At 66.4% G+C, this 18,949-nt stretch carries 20 protein-coding genes; 8 read left to right on the forward strand and 12 right to left on the reverse strand.

Annotated elements, in window-relative coordinates; translation table 11 throughout:
• Positions 1–4: 4 nt before the first annotated feature.
• Positions 5–1,669, forward strand: a complete 1,665-nt coding sequence (locus tag AAC014_RS00545; RefSeq protein ID WP_339702818.1) for an MFS transporter — start codon at positions 5–7, stop codon at positions 1,667–1,669.
• On the opposite strand, the gene AAC014_RS00550 is transcribed toward AAC014_RS00545, so the two are convergent.
• Together AAC014_RS00550 and AAC014_RS00555 are read right to left on the reverse strand one after the other, a co-directional pair.
• Positions 1,666–2,601, reverse strand: coding sequence for a DMT family transporter (locus AAC014_RS00550; protein WP_339702821.1), 936 nt, complete (start codon positions 2,599–2,601; stop codon positions 1,666–1,668). The two genes, AAC014_RS00545 and AAC014_RS00550, sit on opposite strands and share 4 nt — an antisense overlap.
• Positions 2,598–3,602: a beta-eliminating lyase-related protein gene (locus tag AAC014_RS00555; RefSeq protein WP_339702824.1), complete on the reverse strand. Its 1,005-nt coding sequence runs from the start codon at positions 3,600–3,602 to the stop codon at positions 2,598–2,600. The genes AAC014_RS00550 and AAC014_RS00555 overlap by 4 nt, the downstream gene beginning before the upstream one ends.
• A 154-nt stretch (positions 3,603–3,756) precedes the next feature.
• Between AAC014_RS00555 and AAC014_RS00560 the strand changes: the two genes are divergently transcribed.
• Positions 3,757–5,190, forward strand: coding sequence for an amidohydrolase (locus AAC014_RS00560; RefSeq protein ID WP_339702827.1), 1,434 nt, complete (start codon positions 3,757–3,759; stop codon positions 5,188–5,190).
• 236 nt (positions 5,191–5,426) lie between these two features.
• Positions 5,427–5,762, forward strand: coding sequence for a hypothetical protein (locus AAC014_RS00565; RefSeq protein ID WP_339702830.1), 336 nt, complete (start codon positions 5,427–5,429; stop codon positions 5,760–5,762).
• A gap of 13 nt (positions 5,763–5,775) precedes the next feature.
• Here AAC014_RS00565 and AAC014_RS00570 read toward each other — a convergent pair whose 3' ends face one another.
• From AAC014_RS00570 to AAC014_RS00615, 10 genes are all read right to left on the reverse strand, one after another.
• Positions 5,776–6,177, reverse strand: a complete 402-nt coding sequence (locus tag AAC014_RS00570; protein ID WP_339702833.1) for an EVE domain-containing protein — start codon at positions 6,175–6,177, stop codon at positions 5,776–5,778.
• A 2-nt stretch (positions 6,178–6,179) separates the two neighbouring features.
• A complete protein-coding gene (gene maiA / locus AAC014_RS00575; protein ID WP_339702836.1) occupies positions 6,180–6,821 on the reverse strand; it encodes a maleylacetoacetate isomerase in 642 nt (213 codons plus the stop codon).
• An 11-nt stretch (positions 6,822–6,832) separates the two neighbouring features.
• Complete coding sequence (locus AAC014_RS00580) at positions 6,833–8,524, reverse strand: long-chain fatty acid--CoA ligase (protein ID WP_339702838.1); 1,692 nt, start codon at positions 8,522–8,524, stop codon at positions 6,833–6,835.
• A 29-nt stretch (positions 8,525–8,553) separates the two neighbouring features.
• Complete coding sequence (locus AAC014_RS00585) at positions 8,554–9,240, reverse strand: HAD-IA family hydrolase (protein ID WP_339702840.1); 687 nt, start codon at positions 9,238–9,240, stop codon at positions 8,554–8,556.
• Positions 9,230–10,324, reverse strand: coding sequence for an MBL fold metallo-hydrolase (locus AAC014_RS00590; RefSeq protein WP_339702842.1), 1,095 nt, complete (start codon positions 10,322–10,324; stop codon positions 9,230–9,232). Before AAC014_RS00590 ends, AAC014_RS00585 begins: the two co-directional genes overlap by 11 nt.
• 51 nt (positions 10,325–10,375) lie before the next feature.
• Positions 10,376–11,002: a DUF1013 domain-containing protein gene (locus AAC014_RS00595; protein ID WP_121051597.1), complete on the reverse strand. Its 627-nt coding sequence runs from the start codon at positions 11,000–11,002 to the stop codon at positions 10,376–10,378.
• A 104-nt stretch (positions 11,003–11,106) separates the two neighbouring features.
• Entirely contained in the window at positions 11,107–12,126 is a 1,020-nt protein-coding gene (locus AAC014_RS00600; RefSeq protein WP_339702845.1) for a glycosyltransferase family 1 protein, read from the reverse strand.
• Between the two features lie 10 nt (positions 12,127–12,136).
• Positions 12,137–12,988, reverse strand: a complete 852-nt coding sequence (locus tag AAC014_RS00605; protein WP_339702848.1) for a UDP-2,3-diacylglucosamine diphosphatase — start codon at positions 12,986–12,988, stop codon at positions 12,137–12,139.
• A gap of 110 nt (positions 12,989–13,098) precedes the next feature.
• Entirely contained in the window at positions 13,099–13,725 is a 627-nt protein-coding gene (locus AAC014_RS00610; protein WP_339702851.1) for a glutathione S-transferase family protein, read from the reverse strand.
• Positions 13,703–14,725: an NAD(P)H-quinone oxidoreductase gene (locus AAC014_RS00615; RefSeq protein ID WP_339702854.1), complete on the reverse strand. Its 1,023-nt coding sequence runs from the start codon at positions 14,723–14,725 to the stop codon at positions 13,703–13,705. Before AAC014_RS00615 ends, AAC014_RS00610 begins: the two co-directional genes overlap by 23 nt.
• A gap of 75 nt (positions 14,726–14,800) precedes the next feature.
• Here AAC014_RS00615 and AAC014_RS00620 point away from each other — a divergent pair, with 75 nt between their 5' ends.
• The 5 genes from AAC014_RS00620 (at position 14,801) to AAC014_RS00640 (ending at position 18,944) form a co-directional block, all read left to right on the forward strand.
• Complete coding sequence (locus tag AAC014_RS00620; RefSeq protein ID WP_121051176.1) at positions 14,801–14,998, forward strand: DUF1192 domain-containing protein; 198 nt, start codon at positions 14,801–14,803, stop codon at positions 14,996–14,998.
• A 76-nt stretch (positions 14,999–15,074) separates the two neighbouring features.
• Positions 15,075–16,169 carry an acyl-CoA dehydrogenase family protein gene (locus AAC014_RS00625; RefSeq protein WP_339702863.1) on the forward strand — a complete coding sequence of 365 codons (1,095 nt, stop codon included), beginning with the start codon at positions 15,075–15,077 and terminating at the stop codon, positions 16,167–16,169.
• Between the two features lie 12 nt (positions 16,170–16,181).
• The gene (locus AAC014_RS00630; RefSeq protein ID WP_339702866.1) at positions 16,182–17,399 is read left to right on the forward strand and encodes an acyl-CoA dehydrogenase family protein; all 1,218 of its coding nucleotides are present in this window, start codon (positions 16,182–16,184) and stop codon (positions 17,397–17,399) included.
• Positions 17,400–17,436: 37 nt separating this feature from the next.
• A complete protein-coding gene (locus AAC014_RS00635; RefSeq protein WP_339702869.1) occupies positions 17,437–18,336 on the forward strand; it encodes an MBL fold metallo-hydrolase in 900 nt (299 codons plus the stop codon).
• Positions 18,333–18,944, forward strand: coding sequence for a DUF4230 domain-containing protein (locus AAC014_RS00640; protein WP_339702872.1), 612 nt, complete (start codon positions 18,333–18,335; stop codon positions 18,942–18,944). Before AAC014_RS00635 ends, AAC014_RS00640 begins: the two co-directional genes overlap by 4 nt.
• The last annotated feature ends 5 nt before the right edge of the window (positions 18,945–18,949 follow it).

Consider the following 18,949-nt stretch of genomic DNA (forward strand, 5'->3'; position numbering starts at 1 on the left):
CATCATGCCTGACAGTCTCGACGATCCCGCCGCCGCGCGCCCCTTCGCCGTCCCGATCTATCGGACGGTATGGATCGCCAGCATCGTCTCCAATTTCGGGGGTATGATCCAGTCGGTCGGCGCGTCGTGGATGATGACGACGCTGACCACCTCCCCCGCGCTGGTCGCGCTCGTGCAGTCATCGGTAACGCTGCCGATCGTGCTGCTGTCGCTCGCGGCGGGCGCGATCGCCGACAATCGCGACCGGCGGCTTGTGATGCTTGTCGCGCAGGGTTTCATGCTCGCCGTGTCCGTGGGCCTCGCAGTGTGCACATGGGCGGGCCTCATCACGCCGTGGCTGCTGCTCGGCTTCACCTTCCTCATCGGGTGCGGCACGGCGCTGAACGGCCCGGCTTGGCAGGCTTCCGTCGGCGACATGGTGCCGCGCGCAGCGCTTCCAGGCGCGATCGCGCTCAATGCGATGAACTTCAATATCGCGCGCAGCCTAGGGCCCGCGATCGGCGGTGCGATCGTCGCGGCGGCAGGCGCAGCGGCCGCCTTCGCCGTGAACGCCTTCAGCTATATCGGCCTCATCACCGTGCTCGCCCGCTGGCGGCCGCAGCGCGAGCCGCGAACGCTGCCGCGCGAGGGGCTGTTCGATGCAATGGCGGCGGGCATCCGCTACGTCGCCATGTCGCCCACGCTACGCGCCGTGCTGCTGCGCGCAGCGGTGTTCGGGCTCGCGGCGAGTGCCATTCCCGCGCTGATGCCTGTCGTCGCGCTGAAACTGATTTCGGGCGGCGCCTTCACCTACGGGCTTCTGCTCGGCGCGTTCGGCATCGGTGCGATCGGCGGCGGGCTTTCGACCGGGCGCCTGCGCCGCACGCATTCGAGCGAATGGATCGTCCGCATCGCGATCGCGGCGTTCGCCGCCGGAACGGCGATCACCGCGTTCAGCCCGGCGATGCCGCTCACCATGCTGGGCCTGTTTCTCGCGGGCGGCGGATGGGTGCTCGCGCTGTCGACATTCAACGTCACTGTGCAGATGTCGGCGCCGCGCTGGGTCGTGGCGCGCGCGCTTGCACTTTATCAGATGTGGGCGTTTGGCGGCATGGCGATCGGCAGCTGGATGTTCGGCGAGCTCGCCGGGATGGCGGACGTGCGCACGTCGCTGATAGTTTCGGCCGTGCTCCTCCTTCTCGGCCTCCTCCTCGGCTGGGCACGCCCGCTGCCGGAAGTGAAAGACCTCGATCTCGATCCCATCGCGCGCTGGACGGAACCCGAAGTCGCGGTGCCGGTCGAGCCCCGCACGGGCCCGGTGGTGGTGACGATCGACTACCGCATTCCCGAGGCGAGCATCCACGCGTTCCTTACCGTGATGAACGAGCGGCGGCGCATCCGTATGCGCGACGGCGCCCGGCACTGGACGCTGCTGCGCGATCTCGCCGATCCCGAACTCTGGATCGAGCGTTATCACGTGCCGACATGGCTCGATTACATTCGCCACAACCAGCGCCGCACGAATGCCGACGCAGACAATTTCCACCGCCTGCGCGCGCTGCACACGGGCGCGGAGCCGCCGCGCGTGCACCGCATGATCGAGCGCCAGACCGCCGTTCTGCCCGGCCTTCGCCTGCCGAGCGCGCGTGAGCTTGCCGGGCCGATCACCGATCCGTCTCAGTCGGGTTAGCTGCGCCCCGTCGTGCCGCCCGCCGCGGCAGTTCCCGCAGGCACGCTGCGCGCCCGGAGCGCGATGACGAGGCCGACGATGGTGAGCACCGCCCCCGCCACCGCAAGAGGCGTCCAGCGGTAGCCTTCCAGAAATGTCGAGATCGTCATCGCGATAAACGGGACGAGCACGTTCGTATAACCGGCCCACGCAGGCCCGATGATGCGGATGACGTTGAAATAGAGCACGAAGGCGAGCGCCGAGGCGAAGGCGGCGAGGTAGAAGACGCCGCCCAGATAGAGGGGCGTCCATTCCACGACCGGCGGCCCGCTCGTCACCCAGGCAGCAACCGCATCGATGAGCGCGCCGTAGAACATCGCGAACGCGAGCATTCCGAACATGTCATAGCTGCGTGCGCGCACGGTCCCCTGCATCACGTTCGAAATCGAAGCGACGATGACGGCGCAGCCGGTGAGCGCAAGGCCGGTCGCGAACGCGCCGCTCCATCCCGTCTCCGTCAGTTCCCGCTGGAAAAGCAACGCGACGCCGACGATGCCGAGCCCCGCGCCGATCATGAAGCGGCGGCTGATCGGCTGCTTCAGGAACAGCCACGCGAACAGCGTGTTCGGCACCACCAGCAGCGCGAACACCACCGCGATCAGTCCCGAAGTGACGCTGCGGCTCGCCTGGTAGACAAAGTTGAAATTGCCCGCGAACTGCAGGAGGCCGAGCAGAAGGAAAAATCCGTGCGCGGACAGCGGGAAGCGCAGCGTCCGCCGCATGATGAGGCAGGCCCCGAACATCAGCAGGCTGGCAACGGCGAACCGGTAGGTGACGGACCATTGCGGCGGCACGACGCCGAGCTGCGTCTTGATCACATACCAGGTCGTTCCCCAGATGAGCGTGACCGCCGCGAACGGCAGGACGACCCGGGAAACGCCGGCGCGTGTCACAGCCCGGAAAGGGCGGCCGCGAGCGCCTGCACATGCGCCTCGGGCGTGTCCCAGGCGGTCACCAGCCGGATCTCGCCCGGCGCCCAATCGTAGAATTGGAAGCCCTGCGCGCGCAGCGCGGCGGAGTCCTCCGGCGACGCGCGCAGGAACACCTCGTTCGCCTCCACGGGGTAGAGCAGCCGGTCGCCCGCCGCGGCCGCAAGGCGGGCCGCCCCGGCGTTCGCGGCGCGGGCGTTGCGTTCCCACGCGCCCGTCTCGATCATCGCGAGGAGCTGCGCGGCGGCATATCGCCCCTTCGAAGGCATCTGCCCCGCGCGCTTCTTCCGGTGCGGCAACGTTTCGGCGAGCGCGGGGTCGAACACCACGATCGCCTCCGCAGACATGCCGCCGTTCTTGATGAACCCGAAGCTCATCATGTCCACCCCTGCGCGCCATGTGATGTCGGCGGGCGCGCAGCCGAGGTGCACGAGCGCGTTCGCGAAGCGCGCACCGTCCATATGGAGCCGCCAGCCACGTCGCTTCGCTTCCTCGCCAAGCGCCGCCACTTCATCCGGCGTATAAACGCAGCCATATTCGGTCGCCTGCGTCATCGAAAGCACGCACGGCTGCACCTGGTGCACGTCGCCGCGCATCCCGGCCACCGCCGCGCGCACGGCGTCCACCGTCAGCTTGGCGGCAGCACCTTCGGCGAGGATCAGCGCCGCACCGCCGCTGAAGAAGGCGGGAGCCCCGGCTTCGTCCACCTGGATGTGCGCCTCGCGGCTGCAGACGATCGCGCCCCACGGCGGCACCATCGCGGCGAGGCCAAGGCAGTTCGCCGCCGTTCCCGATCCCACGACGAACACGCGGCACGCATGGCCGAAAAAGTCGCCGAACACGCCGTCGAGGCGCTGCGTCAGCGCGTCTCCGTCATACGTGCCCACGACGCCCGTGTTGGCGGCGAGGACGGCTTCGATCACCTCGGGGCAGGCGGCGGCGGCGTTGTCGGATCCGAAATACATGCTGCGAGCCGCTAAGCCGCTCTTTGCGCTTGGTCAACACTGGCGCTGGCCCGCCAGTCGATTATGGTCGCGTGCACAAATCAAACATGGAACAGAATATGAATTCAAAATTGAATCCGGCGAGAGCCGGAAACAGGGCTGGAAAAGGAAAACCATGCTGAAACCGATTGTTGCCGCCGTGCTGCTTGCCGCCGCGCCTGCCGCTGCCGCCGAAACCAATGCCGCGCTTGCGCGCATCGATGCGGACCGCGCCGCGAACGAAGCCGCCGCCAAGGCGATCTGGAACTTCGCCGAGGTCGGCTATCAGGAGGCGCGCTCGTCGGCGCTGCTGCAGAAGCGTTTGAAGGACGCCGGCTTCGATGTGAAGGCGGGCGTCGCGGGCGCCCCAACGGCCTTCACCGCGACATGGTCGAACGGCACTGGCCCTGTCATCGGCATCATGGGTGAATATGATGCGCTGCCCGGCCTCAGCCAGACGGCGGACCCTGCGAAGACCGTGCGCAGCGATGTCTCCGCCGGGCACGGCTGCGGGCACCACCTGTTCGGCGTCGCCTCCGCCTCCGCCGCCATCGCGGTGAAGGACTGGATGAAGGCAAACGGCGCGAAAGGCACGATCCGCTTCTACGGCACGCCCGCCGAGGAAGGCGGCGCGGGCAAGGTCTACATGGTGCGCGAAGGCCTGTTCAACGATGTCGACATCGCGCTGCACTGGCATCCGTCGTCGGAAAACAGCGCCGATGTTCAGACCTCGAACAGCAACAAGTCCGGCAAATTCCGCTTCCACGGCATTTCAGCGCACGCCGCGGGCGCGCCCGAACGCGGCCGCTCCGCGCTCGACGGTGTGGAGGCCATGAACATGATGGCGAACATGATGCACGAGCACATGCCCGAGAAGTCGCGGATGCACTACATCATCACCGCCGGCGGCAACGCGCCAAACGTGGTGCCGGACTTCGCCGAATCCTTCTACTACGTGCGCAATCCCGATGCCGAAGTGGTACGCGAGACCTTCGAACGTCTGGTGAAGACGGCGGAAGGCGCCGCGCTCGGCACCGGCACAACGGTGGATTACGAGGTGATCCACGGCGCGCTGCCGCTGCTCCCGAACCGCACGCTGCAGACGCTCGTCCATGCGAAACTGAGCCAGGTCGGCGGCGTGCTCTACACGACCGAGGACACCGCCTTCGCGCAGAAGATTATCCCGACGCTCGGGCAGACGAAGGCGAAGCTCTCCGACGCCGCGCTCGTCGAGCCGATGAAGGAAAGCCACGAAGCGGGCTCCACCGATGTCGGCGACGTCTCGTGGACGGTGCCCACCGCGGGCTTCTCCACCGCGACGTGGGTGCCCGGCACGCCCGCGCACAGCTGGCAGGCCGTGGCGGCTGGCGGCACCTCGATCGGCATGAAGGGCATGCAGAACGCCGCGAAGGTGCTGGCACTCACCGCGATCGACCTGCTCCAGAAGCCCGAGCTGATCGCGGCGGCAAAGGAGGAGTTCGCCGAGCGCCGCGGCCCCGACTTCACCTACCGCTCCCTCGTCGGCGACCGCACCCCGCCGCTCGATTACCGCAACGCACCCGGGAAGTAAGAAGCAAGAAAGCCCCTCCCTTCCAGGGAGGGGTTGGGGAGGGTTAAGGGCACAGCCTTAGCCATCGCCCCCACCCAACCTCCCCCTGTCCAGGGAGAGGGGACAACATGGCACGCCGCAATGCCGTCGGAGGGAGACAGGAAAACACCCGCTCCAACTCCGCGCATAGGCGGCTCTGGTTTGTATCAACCCCCTGAGATTGCAGCAGGTGCCGTGGAGTGCCAAAAACGCGCGTCATGAAAAACATCCAGATCATCGACGGCGCTGCGAACGCCACCTTCAGCGTGTTCCAGGCAACAGACGACGAGTTTGCAGCCATCTTCCCGAATGGGCGAGACATGGAGTTGGTCGAAGACCTGATCGAGCGGCTTGGCGAGGAGGCCACAGGTTCCGTATTGGGATCACTCTGGGCACGCCCGATCCTCAAGCGCGATGCGCTCGGACTCCACGGCACGCTCTTCTATGACAATGAGGGACGGCGGGAACATATTCCGCCGTCAAAGCGCGAAATCGATTGGGACGATCTCTCAGTCAATCAGGCCCAGCGAAACCTGTTCGCTAAGCATCGATAAATCGTTCGCGCGCTTACAGCCCACCCATTCCCGAAATGATGCTCCACGCCGTCTCATCGATCGGCATCACCGAAAGCCGCGACTGGCGGATGAGCGCGAGATCCTTAAGCCGGTCGTCCGCCTTCATGGCCGCGAGGGTCACCGGCGTGCGCAGCGGCTTCACCGCTTCGAGGTCGACGAGGCCGGATTTCTCGTCGTCAGGGTCGGGATAGAATTCGCCCACCACCTTCGTGATGCCCACGATCTCCTTGCCCTCCACGGAATGGTAGAAGAACACGAGGTCGCCCTTTTTCATGCCGCGCATGTTGCCGAGCGCCTGCGCGTTGCGCACGCCGTTCCAGTGCGTGCGTTTCGCCTTCACCTGATCGTCCCAGCTCCACTTCGTGGGCTCGGTCTTCACCAGCCAATATGCCATGATCAACTATCCGCGTCCGGTTGCGCCTCGGGGCGAGCGTTAAGAAACGCGGGCAGTTTCATCAAGGCCTTGTCGATCTCCACAAGCGTCGGGAAGCGCGAAAGGTCGGTGCGCATACGGCGCGCGTTATACATTTGCGGCGCGATGCACACGTCGGCGAGCGTCACCTGATCGCCGAACAGATACGGGCCGGGCGAGCCTTCCGCGATCTCTTCGAGCGGCTTGAAGCCTTCCTCGATCCAGTGGCGATACCAGTCGTCGATCGCCTCCTGCTCTTGTCCCATCTCGGTCTTCAGATATTTGAGCACGCGCAGGTTATCGACCGGGTGGATGTCGCACACGATGATCTGCGCGGCGGCGCGGATACGTGCGCGCTTTACCGGGTCGGCATCGAGCAGCGAGGGCTCAGGATACATCTCGTCGATATATTCGAGGATCGCGAGGCTCTGGTTCAGCCCGACATCACCGTCGATGAAATAGGGCACGAAGCCCTGCGGGTTCAGCAGCTTGAAGCCGACGCCGCCCTGCGCGCCCGTGCGCAGATCAATGCCCTTGTTCTCGTAGTCGAGCCCCTTGAGGCCGAGCGCGATGCGCACCCGGTAGGATGCCGACGAGCGCCAGTATCCGTAAAGCACGCGCGACATGTTCGCCCCTTTCAGCTTGCTGTTCGGGCCGCTTCGTAGCGGGCGCGTTCCTCGGCGACCAGTTCCTTTCTGGAAAGCTTGCCGATCATCGTCTTGGGAAGGCTCTCGCGGATCTCGACGCCGACTGCGCGCTCGTGCTTGCCGACGTGGGCGTTCAGGTAATCGAGCAGCGCCGCATCGGTCACGTCCGCGCCGGGCATCAGCGTCACGAACGCCTTCGGCCGCTCGCCGAGGTACGCGTCGGGCACGCCGATCACGAGCGCCTCCTTCACCGCCCCGTGCTTGTAGAGCACGGCTTCGAGCTGGCTCGGGAACGCCTTGAAGCCGCCCACGACGATCATGTCCTTCAGCCGGTCGACCACGTAGACGTAACCGTCCGCGTCGATGTAGCCGACATCGCCCGTGCGCAGCCGGCCATCGATGAACGCTTCAGCGGTCGCCGCCTCTTTCTTCCAGTAGCCGCGCATGATCTGCGGGCCGGCGACCGTGATCTCGCCGGGCTCGCCCTCCGCCGGAGGTTTCGAAGGGTCGTCCTTGTCCACGATGACAATGCGCGTGCCGGGCAGCGGCTGGCCGATCGAGCCGGGCTTGCCTCCGGTCTCGTAGGGATTCACCGAAACCACACCCGCACTTTCGGTAAGCCCGTAGCCCTCCACCAGCTTCGCCTGCGTCTTCGCCTCGAACCGGGCCTTCAGCTCGGCGGCCATCGGCGCGCCACCCGAAATGCACGCGCGGATCGAGGTGAGGTCGTATTTGGCGATCTTCGGGCTGTCGAGAAATGCCTGGTACATCGTCGGCACGCCGGGCAGCGCGGTGATGCGGCGGCGCTGGATCGTCTCCAGCGCGAGGCCCAGTTCGAACTTCGGCAACAGCACCATCTCGCCCCCGCGCAGCACGGTGCGGTTAAGCACGCACGTGTTCGCGAACACGTGGAACAGCGGCAGCGCGCCGAGGATGCGGTCCTCGATATCCGGCTCGGGGTCGATCGCCTGCACCTGCTGCGCGTTCATAGAAAGATTGGCGTGCGTGAGCACCGCGCCCTTCGGCGTCCCCGTGGTGCCGCCCGTATATTGCAGCAGCGCGATGTCGCCGTGGACGTCGATCTCGGGCGCGTCCTCCAGCCCATCGTTTTCGAGCAGACTGGAAAAGCGGATATGGCGCAGGTCCGCCTTCACCTTCGAACGTTCGCGGCTTTTGAACACGCGGTAGAGCAGCGCCTTGCCTGCGGGCAGAACGTCGGCGAGCGAACCCACGACAAGACAGCGCAGCCGCGAGCTTTCCAACACCTCGGCGATCGTCGGGTAAAGCTGCGCGACGTCGAGGCAGACCATGATGTCCGTCTCGCTGTCCTCCACCTGGTGGCGAAGCTCGTCCGCCGTGTAGAGCGGCGAGAAGTTCACCACCGTGCCGCCCGCCTTCATGATCGCATAGTAAGCGATCACATATTGCGGGCAGTTCGGCAGGAAGAGGCCGACCTTGATGCCCCTCCGCACGCCGAGAATCTGGAAGCCGCGCGCGGCCTTGTTCACCGCCTCCGCGATCTCGGCATAGGAATAGATGCGGCCAAGGAAATCGATGCAGGCGGCGTCCGGCGTGCGCGCGGCGGCGTCCTCCAGAATCCGGTGGACCGGCATCGGCTCCAGCGTCAGATCCCAAGGCACCGGATGGCCGTAGTTCTGCATCCAATCCATGCCGCCGGGCATCATCCTCTCCCGCAATGCGTTTTGCGCGACTATAGCGCCTGTGTCTGAACTTTCGCTGAAAATCCGGGGAATTCGAGGCCGGTGAGCCGCGCGAGATCGGCAAGTGCCTGTGCTTCGCTCGTCACCTTGATCGCCGCCATGCCCATCGCGGCGGCGGGCTTGCAGTTGATGCCGAGGTCGTCGAGGTACACGCACGCCTCCGGCGCCACGCCCAGCGCGTCGCACATCATCTGGTAGATGCGCGGGTCGGGCTTGCGCACGCCGACCTTCGCGCTTTCGATCACATGTTCGAACCGCGCGAGGATCGCTGCGACGGCCGCGGCCTTCTCGGGATCCGCGCTCATGCCCGCGCCGCGCCCGACCTTGGCGTTGTTGGTGATACAGCCGAGCCGAAAACCCGCGTCCTTCAGCATATCGAGCGCCGCGACCATCGCCGGGCGAATATCGCCCGCGAGCAGGCTCAGCACATCGCGCCCCGCGATCTGATACCCCTGCGCCGCTGCTTCCTCAGCGAACAGCGCGTCGAAGGCGTCTGCGTCGATTTCGCTGCGTTCCAGCCGCGCCCAGGCGTTTCGGTCGGGGTCCGCGGCATTGATCCGCCGGATACTATCGCGCGGCAAACCCCGCGACGCTTCGTATCGGTTGAAGGCCTCGAACGGCGAAGACGTGATGACGCCGCCGAAGTCCCACAGAACCGCCGCGATCTCAGGCCGCACGATACCAGTCCACTCCGTCCGTCCGCGCACGCACCGCACGGCCCCGCCGCTCCAGATAATGCAGGTGCGCCAGCGTCTCGCCCGTCGCCATCATGATCTCGTCGTCGCCGACCGGACGGCGGAACAGCACCCCGAAACAATCGTGGGCGCGCTTCGGCGTCGCGATGAACGCCTCCAGCGCGTCGAGCTTCTGATGATGATCGGCCTCGAGCTGGTTGAGCCTTGCGTGCAGCCCCCGGAACGGCTCGTTGTGGGCGGGGAACACGTAAAGTTCGTGATCGAGCGCGCGCAGCTTCTCGATGCTCGCAAGCCAGTCGCCGAGCGGATCGGCCTCGGGCTCGGTCGAATAGACCGACACGTTGGAGGTGATGCGCGGCAGCACCTGGTCGCCCGCGATCATCAGCCCGTCTTCGTCGGCGACGAGGCAGGCGTGCTCGGGCGTATGCCCGCGTCCCACCACGATGCGCCACGCCCGCCCGCCGATGCGCAGCACGTCGCCGTCGGCGATGCGGATGAAGCTCGATGGCAGGCGCGAGACGGCGCGGGAAAAGCGGCCCCAACCGCGATTGCGGAAGCTTTCCAGCACCGCATCCGGCCATCCGGCGGCGCGGTAGAAATCAACGGCCTGATCGGGCGGCGCATCGGCGATGTCGAGCGTCAGCATCCGCGCCATCAGATATTCGGTGCGCGCCATCACCAGCGGCGCACCGCTTTTGTAGGCCAGCCAGCCCGCAAGCCCCAGATGATCCGGGTGATAGTGCGTGACGATGACGCGCGTGACCGGCTTTCCCGCCAGAGGTCCGGCGAGCAGCTCGCGCCACACGCCCTTGCAGCCTTCGGTGTTGAGCCCCGTATCGACGATCGCCCAGCCGTCGCCGTCGTCCAGCACCCAGAGGTTGATGTGGTCGAGGCTCATCGGCAGCGGCATCCGCAGCCAGAACACGCCCGGCGCGATCTCGTGCAACTTGTCTGGAGGCGGCGCCCAGCGGCCAAGCGGGTAGAACAGCCCGCGCCGCTCCTCACCCTCGTCGGGCGGAAGCGCGTGGTCCGCAAGCGATGCGTCGCCGATGGGTTCAGTCGTCATAACCGCACCGGCTTAGGCCGCGCGGCGCGCCGCAGCGACCTCCCGGAAACGTCAGCCCTGATCGGCTTCGTCCAGAGCTTCCTGCGCGGCGCGCGCCGCTTCGGCGCGCTCCTTGCGCAGCTCTTCCAGAAGCTCGTCGCGGTCGTGATCGAACGTCATGTCGACGCGCTCGATACCCGCCTTCTTCGCCGCCACGGCGACGAGCGCATCGAGTTCGCGCTGCGAACAGAGGCCGAGCGTCACCGGATCCTTGGGCGTGATGTTCTGGATGTTCCAGTGCGTCTTGTCGCGGATCGCCGAGATCGTCGTCTTCGTAGTGCCGATGATGCGCGAAATCTGCGCGTCGGTGATCTCCGGATGGTTGCGCACGATCCAGGCGATGCCGTCCGGCTTGTCCTGACGCTTCGAAACCGGCGTGTAGCGCGGCCCCTTGGTGCGGCGCTGCTGCTCCGGCCCCTTCTGCAGCACCAGGCTGTGCGCGGGGTTCGCCTGGGCCTTGTCGAGCTCGGCCTGCGTCAGGTCGCCGGCACGGATCGGATCGCGCGGGATATGCTTTGCAGAGGCTGTCTCGTCGGCGATCGCCTGCACTTCAAGCACATGCAGCCCGCAGAAATCGGCAATCTGCGAGAAGGTGAGCGCCGTGTTGTCGACCAGCCATGCAGCGGTCGCGTGCGGCATCAGTGGATAATTCTGGGCCATGGCGAATGCGCCTCTTCTCGAAAGAGCGAAATAAAAGGGCCGCCCTTTGGGGGGCGGCCGAACCTCTAAACTATAGGCACGCCTCAGGCTGCGATCAAGGGTTTTAGCGGCACCAACGCGCCCCGGAACTCGGTGGCGGCGCGTTCCCAGCTGAAACTCCGGCCGTAAGCGGCGCACGCAGCACGATCCTTGCCGAGCGCGCCGGCGATGGCCGCCTCGAGATCTTGATCGAGACACCCCGTCTCGGGCGTCACGATGTCGATCGGCCCCTGCACCGGATAGGCCGCCACGGGAACGCCGGAGGCGAGTGCCTCGATCAGCACCATGCCGAACGTATCGGTGCGGCTTGGGAACACGAACACGTCCGCGCCCGCATAGGCCGAAGCGAGCGCCGGGCCGCGCAGCGCGCCGAGGAAGATCACGTCGGGAAACTTTCGTTCGAGCGCCTTTCGCGCCGGGCCGTCTCCCACGACAACGCGTGTGCCCGGATGGTTCGTGGCGAGGAAGGCCTCGATGTTCTTTTCCACCGCGATCCGTCCCACATAAAGCTGGATAGGCCGGGGGAGCGCTTCGTAGGCCGCGTGCGGCGCGCTGTCCGCCGAAAAATTCGTAAGGTCGACGCCGCGTCCGAACGGCGCCGTCGGGCCGATGCCTTCCGCGGCGAGCTGCGCACGCAGGCTTGGCGTCGCGGCGAGAACGCTCTCGGCGGGGCCGTGGAACCAACGCTCGTACCGCCAGAACCACGCCGCCGGAAGGCCGGTACGCGCGGACACATAATCCGGGAAATGCGTGTGATAAGCGGTCGTGAACGGCAGTCCCGAGCGCAGACACCATCGCCTTGCGGCAAGCCCCAGCATTCCTTCGGTGGCGATATGGATGGCATCGGGGACGAAGGCGCGCAGCCGTTTCCCGACCTGACCGGACGTTGCGAGCGCAAGCCGGATTTCGCCATAGCCCGGACAGGGCAGCGAGGGCCACGCGTCAGGCGAAAGCACCAGAACCGTATGCCCGGCGCGCTCCAGCTCGCCGCGCACCATCTGAAGCGTGCGCACCACGCCGTTCACCTGCGGCTCCCACGCATCGGTGACGATCGCTATGCGCATGGAAACGGGCTCAGGCCGCGTTTGCTTGCTGCATGGGAAGCACGCGCGCGTTCATCTCGTCGGCCCAGTGCAGGATTTCCATCGTGCCGTTGAAGTGCTCGACGAGCGCGGTGCAACCCTCGACCCAGTCGCCGTCGTTGTAATAGACGACGTCGCCGAATTGCCGTTCCTCGGCGGTGTGAATGTGCCCGCAGACGACACCGTCGAGCTGGCGGTCGCCAGCCGCCTTGGCGACGGCTTCCTCGAAGCGGCTGATGAACTCGACCGCATTCTTCACCTTGTGCTTGGCGTGCTTGGAAAGCGACCAATAGGGCATGCCGAAACGCGCGCGCACCTTGTTGACGACCGTGTTCAGCTTCATCAGCATTTCGTATGCAGCGTCGCCGAGGAACGCGAGCCAGCGCGCGTAGAGCACCACGGCGTCGAACTCGTCACCGTGCAGCACGAGCAGGCGACGGCCGTCGGCGGTTTCGTGAATGGCTTTCGATCGAATCTCGACGCCGCCGAAGCTGAGCCCGGTGAACTGGCGGAACACCTCGTCGTGATTGCCCGGAATGTAGATGACGCGCGTGCCGCGCTTGGCGCGCTTCAGCAGGCGCCAGACGATGTCGTTGTGCTTGGCGGGCCAGTACCAGCTCTTCTTCAGCCGCCACCCGTCGATGATATCGCCGACGAGAAAGAGCGTGTCGGAATCGACGCTGTCGAGAAAGTCGATCAGCAGATCGGCATTGCAGCCGCGTGTGCCGAGATGCACGTCCGATATCCAGATCGTGCGGTAACGGCGGCGATCGCTCTTGCGGACTTCGGGCTGGCTCGGCCGAAGCGACGCGATGCGATCGGCAAAGTCTTCAGGCGCAAACATGTTCAAGTCGACCTCCACTGGCGGACGGCTGTTTGCGCGCCAGCGTATCGCGGTGTTGCGTTACGATTTGCAGGCCGAATTATGAAGGTTTTGCGCGAGTCGCGGCGGAATCAAGCGTGCGAGTCGATCCGGATATGCCCCGGCAGACCGGCAACGCGGGCGAGCCAAGCCTGCACGCGCGGATAGCCTGTCAGGTCGAACGCGCCGCCTTCTTCGCACACATGCGTGTAAGCGTAGAGCGCGATGTCGGCGAGGCTGAGGCTGTTCCCGACGAACCACTGGCGGTGCGTCAGATGCGCATCCATCAGTTTGAGTGCCGCTTCGCCGCCCGCGCGCTTGCCGTCGATCTGCGCCCGCTGCGCATCCGAAAGCGCGTCGCGCCCCACGTACGCGAGCCAGAAGCGCAGCGTCGCGATGTTTGGCTCGTGGTTATACTGTTCCCAGAACATCCAGCGCAGCATGTCCGCCTCGTCCCAGCGGTCCGCCGGGATCAGCGCCGAGCCTTTGGCAAGGTAGAAGATCGCCGCGTTCGATTCCGGCAGATAGCGCTCTCCGACCTGCAGCACCGGCACGCGGCCGTTCGCGTTCACGGTGGAAAGATAGGCGGGTGTGCGCGTCTCACCCTTGCGGATGTCGTAGAGCTTGCGCTCCAGCGGCAAGCCGAGGTGCGCCGCTGTCAGGCGGATCTTGTAGCAATTGCCCGAAACCGGGTCTTCATGCAGCGTCAGCCTGTCCATGCGCGATCTCCAGTACGACCTTGCCCACGTGTTCGCCAGATTCGAGATAACGATGCGCGTCCGCCGCGGCTTCCAGCGGGAACACGCGGTCGACGACGGCCTTCAAGCCACCGCCCGCGAACAGCGGCCAGACATCAGCGGCGAGGCTGTCAGCAAGCAGCGATTTATATTCGATGCTGCGCGGGCGCAGCATCGATCCCGTCAGGATCAGTCCCTTGCGCATGACCGCGCCGAGATCGAGCTCGCCGGTCTGGCCGCGCTGGAACGCAATCGACACATGACGCCCGCTTTCGCCGAGGCACTTGATGTTGCGCGCCAGATAATCGCCGCCCACCATATCGAGCACGATGTTGACCCCGCGCCCGCCGGTGATCGCGGCAACCTCGGCAACGAAATCCTGCGCCTTGTAATCGATCGCGTGATCCGCGCCGAGCGCCAGCGCCGCCGCGCATTTTTCCGCGCTGCCGCAGGTGACGATCGACGTCAGCCCGAATGCCTTGCAGAGCAGGATCGCAGTGACGCCGATGCCGCTCGTGCCGCCGTGGATCAGCGCGGTTTCGCCCGGGGCGCCGTAGCCGCGCTCGAAGAGGTTCGACCACACCGTGAAATACGTCTCCGGCAGGCTCGCCGCCTCGATGAGCGTCAGCCCTTCGGGCACCGGCAGGCACTGGCCTTCGGGGACCGTGCAATACTGCGCATAGCCGCCGCCCGCGACGAGCGCGCACACCTGCTGGCCGATCTGCAAACGCCCGGTTCCGCTGCCCAAAGCGACGATTTCGCCCGCGATCTCCAGCCCCGGTATCGAAGGTGCGCCCGGTGGCATCGGATACAGGCCGAGGCGCTGCAGCACGTCGGGCCGGTTCACGCCCGCCGCTGCGACCTTCACGAGCACTTCGCCGTCCTTCGGCACGGGGACGGGACGGTGGACGGGGACGAGCACTTCGGGGCCGCCGGGGCCTTCGGGGTCGATCGCGATCATGTCCACTGGAACCCCGGCCATGACGTCATCCTCCCCCTTGTTCGCGGCGCCCCTCTAGCGCAGATTGCGCGGCCATTCCAGGCACGGGTTAACCCTATGGACGACGATTTTCTGCCGAAAACGAAAGACGATCCGCTGACCCTGCTCACGCGGCAGGATCTCGATCCGCTGTCGCAGGACGAACTGAGGGCGCGCATCGCCGCGCTTGAAGCCGAGATCGGGCGGACACGCGCCAAGCTCACCGCGGCGGGCAGCGTGAAATCCGCCGCTGACGCGCTTTTCGCACGAAAATAGACGCCTCTCACAAGTCACGGGATGCGCGCGCCGCCTCAGCGGCACATGCTTCGCCCAACAACCGTGGGAGGGTCTCTTGAATTTCGATTTCTCGGACGACGCACGCGCGCTCAGCGAGTCCGCCCGGCGTATGCTGACGCAGCACGCGGGCCCCGACGCGGCGCGGCGCATCATGGATTCGGATGCGCCCTATGATACAGCGCTGTGGCGGCAGGTCGTCGACCTCGGCCTCACCGCCGCGCGCGTGCCGGAGGCGCACGGCGGCGTCGGCCTGTCGCCCGAGGAGAGCTGCGTGCTCGCCGAGGAATTCGGCCGCAGCCTCGCCCCCGTCCCCTTCCTCTCGACGCTGCTCGTAACCGAGGCGCTGCTTCTTGCCGGGACCGAAGCGCAGCAGGCGAAATACCTGCCCGGCATCGCGGAAGGCAGCGTCATCGCCTGCTACGCATGGGGCGAAGGCGCGAATTCGCCCGCCGCGATCCCCGCGACACGCACTGAGGGCGGCAGGCTCACGGGCACGAAGTCCCCGGTCGCAGACGCGCTCGCCGCGAGCCTCGCGGTCGTGACCGCCGCAGGAGAGGACGGCCCGGCGCTCTGGCTCGTCGATCTGAAAGACGCCGCCGTCGCGCCCGCCGCGACGCTCGATCTCGTCCGCAAGCACGGCACGATCACGCTTGACGGCACCCCCGCCGAACCTCTCGGCACATCCGCAGACTACCAACGCTTCCTCGATCGCGCCGCCGTGATCCTCGCGTTCGAAGCGATCGGCACGGCGAGCGCCGCAATGGAAATGGCGGTGGGCTACGCGAAGGACCGTGTCGCCTTCGGCCAGCGCATCGGCCGCTATCAGGGCGTCAAGCACAAGTGCGCCGACATGTACATCAAGCTCGAACTCGCCCGCGCCCACGCGCTCTACGGTGCATGGGCGTTCGCGGCGGATGCCGACGAGCTGCGCCACGCCGCCGCCGCCGCGCGCGCCGCGAGCCTCGACGCCGTGCGCTTCACCGCCGAGGAGAATGTGCAGCTGCACGGCGGCATCGGCTTCACGTGGGAATCGAACTGCCAATTCTACTACCGCCGCGCCCGGCAGATCAGTGCCGCGCTCGGCAGCCGCGCGTTCTGGGCGGACCGGCTGGTGCGCGCGCTCGAACAGCGCAACCGCGCTGCCGCCTGAGGGAGACAAGATATGGATTTCAACGACACCCCACAGGAAGCCGAATACCGCGCCAAGGTCCGCGCCTGGATCGCCGAGGCGGCGAAGGAATACCAAGGCCTTCCCGAACCGAAATCGCAGGACGAATTCGTCGCCCGTCAGAAAAGCTGGCAGAAGAAGAAATACGAAGCCGGCTACGCAGGCCTCACCTGGCCCAAGGCGTTCGGCGGGCAGGGCCTCGGGCCGATGAACGCGATCATCTTCGGGCAGGAGGAGGCGAAATCCGCCGCGCCAACCGGCCTCTATTCAATCGGCCTCGGCATGTGCATCCCCACGGTGTTCACGCACGGCCCGAAGGAGGCGATCGAACGCTTCGTACCGAAGGCGCTGGAGGGGAGCGAAATCTGGTGCCAGCTGTTCTCCGAGCCCATCGCCGGCTCCGACCTCGCAGGCATCCGCACCAAGGCGGTGCGCGACGGGGACGACTGGATCATCACCGGCCAGAAGGTGTGGACGACGTTCGCGCACCTTTCGGACTACGGCATCATCGTCACCCGCACCGATCCGTCCGCGCCCAAGCACAAGGGGCTCACCATGTTCATCGTGGACATGCACGCGCCGGGCGTCGATGCGCGGCCGCTCAAACAAATGTCGGGCGGCGCGGACTTCAACGAAGTGTTCTTCGATAGCGTGCGCGTGCCCGACGCATGGCGGATCGGCGCGGTCGGCGACGGCTGGAAGGCCGGGCTCACCACGCTGATGAACGAGCGCCTCGCGGTCGGCGGCAAGCCGCGCAATTCGCCCGGCTGGCGCACGCTGATGGAGCTTGCGAAGGGCATCGACACCGAACAGGGCCCCGCGATCGAACGCATGGACGTCCGCGCCCGCATCGCCGACACCTACATCAGCGATGAGGGTGTGAAGCTCACGCAGATGCGCGCGCTTTCTGCGCTTTCGCAGGGCAAGACGCCGGGCGCGGAGCAATCGATCTCCAAGGTCGTCGTCGCGAAAACCATGCAGGACATGGCGGCCTTCGCGCTCGATCTGTCCGAAAGCGCAGGCTTCGCGGCGGGCGAAAAGGACAGCGACCTGCAGCGCCTGCAGGGCGCCTACATGTGGTCCGCGGGCCTCCGCATCGCGGGCGGCACCGACGAGATTCTGCGCAACATCATCGCCGAGCGCGTGCTCGGCCTGCCGGGGGATTTGCGGCCCGACAAGGACACACCTTTCAACGAGATCGTGCCGCTATAGGGCGTCTGCCCTTGGCAGCGGCGCTTCGCGCTGCCACATGGGAACAATGGACATCAAGGCCGCGATCGAAGCCGCACCCTATGGCGCAAGCGAGCGTATATCGCCGCTCGTCCGCCGCGTGCTTGCGCGGAATCCGAGCCCGTTCACCTTCCTCGGCACCGGCACCTATATCGTGGGGAGCGGCAAGGTCGCCGTGATCGACCCCGGCCCGGACGAGGACGCGCATCTGGACGCCATCCTCGCCGCCACGGCGGGCGAGACGATCAGCCACCTCTTCATTACCCACACGCACCGCGATCACAGCCCCCTCGCCGTGCGGCTGAAGGCGCTGAGCGGCGCCGAGGTCGTGGGCTGCGCGCCGCTGGTGCTGGAAGACGACGGCCCCCGCACCGACGCCGCCTTCGACAGCACCTACACCCCCGACCGTGTGCTCGCGCACGGCGAGGTCGTGCCCGGCGGCACATGGGCGGACGGCGGCTGGACGATGGAGGCGGTGCACACCCCCGGCCACACATCGAACCACCTGTGCTTCGCGCTCCACGAGGAAAAGGCGCTGTTCACCGGCGACCATGTGATGGGCTGGTCGACAAGCGTCGTGACGCCGCCCGACGGCGACATGCGCGACTATATGGCAAGCCTGAAGTTGCTGCAGACGCGCGACGACACCGTCTATTATCCCACGCACGGCGAACCCGTCACCGAGCCGCAGCGGCTGGTGCGCGGCTACATCGCGCATCGCCGTCAACGCGAGGGCCAGATCCTGCGCCTGCTGGAGGGCAGCCCGAAGGCGATCCCCGATCTCGTCGCCGCGATGTACGCCTCTGTCGATCCCCGGCTGCACCCGGCGGCGGGCCGTTCGGTGCTCGCGCACCTGATCGACCTTCAGGCGCGCGGCATGGTAAGCGCGGACGGAGACGTGTGGGAGAAGGCCGCGTGAAAACCGTTCTGACGCTCGCCGCCGGTCTGCTGCTCGGTGCCCTCGCAGCCTTTTTCCTGGGCCGCGGAGAGGACAAGCCGCTCGATGCGCGGTCCATCGCCGCCGCCAGCCTTGAGGCCGTCCGCGCGCAGAACAAGCTCACTGTGTTCGCCGGGCGTTTCACGGTCGCGGTGACGACGCGCGTCGAAAAGCTCGGTCTGTCGGCGGAAAAGACGCTGATCGTGCCTGCCACGGTCCGCTACGACATCGATTATTCGAAGGTCCGCCGCGACGACATGGTGTGGGACGAAGGCAGCCGCGTGATGACGGTGCGCCTGCCCGATATCCAGCTCGACGAGCCGCAGGTCGATATGGCGAACGTCCGCGAATACGGCGGCGGCACGATCCTGATGGCGCTCGGCAATGCCGAAGAGGTCATCGACGCCGCCAACCGCCGCAAGATCAGGGAGGCCGTGCTCAAGGAAGCCGATACCACCCTCCTTCGGGAACTCGCGCGCGGTTCCGCGCGCACCGCCGTGGAGCGCGGCTTTGCCTTGCCGCTCGCCGCCGCCGGAATCGACGCCCGCATCATCGTCCGTTTCCCGGACGAGAGCGGCTACGCACTTTAGGAGTA

Origin of the sequence: uncultured Sphingosinicella sp. (assembly GCF_963974575.1) — a bacterium.
Classification (GTDB): Bacteria; Pseudomonadota; Alphaproteobacteria; order Sphingomonadales; family Sphingomonadaceae; genus Sphingosinicella.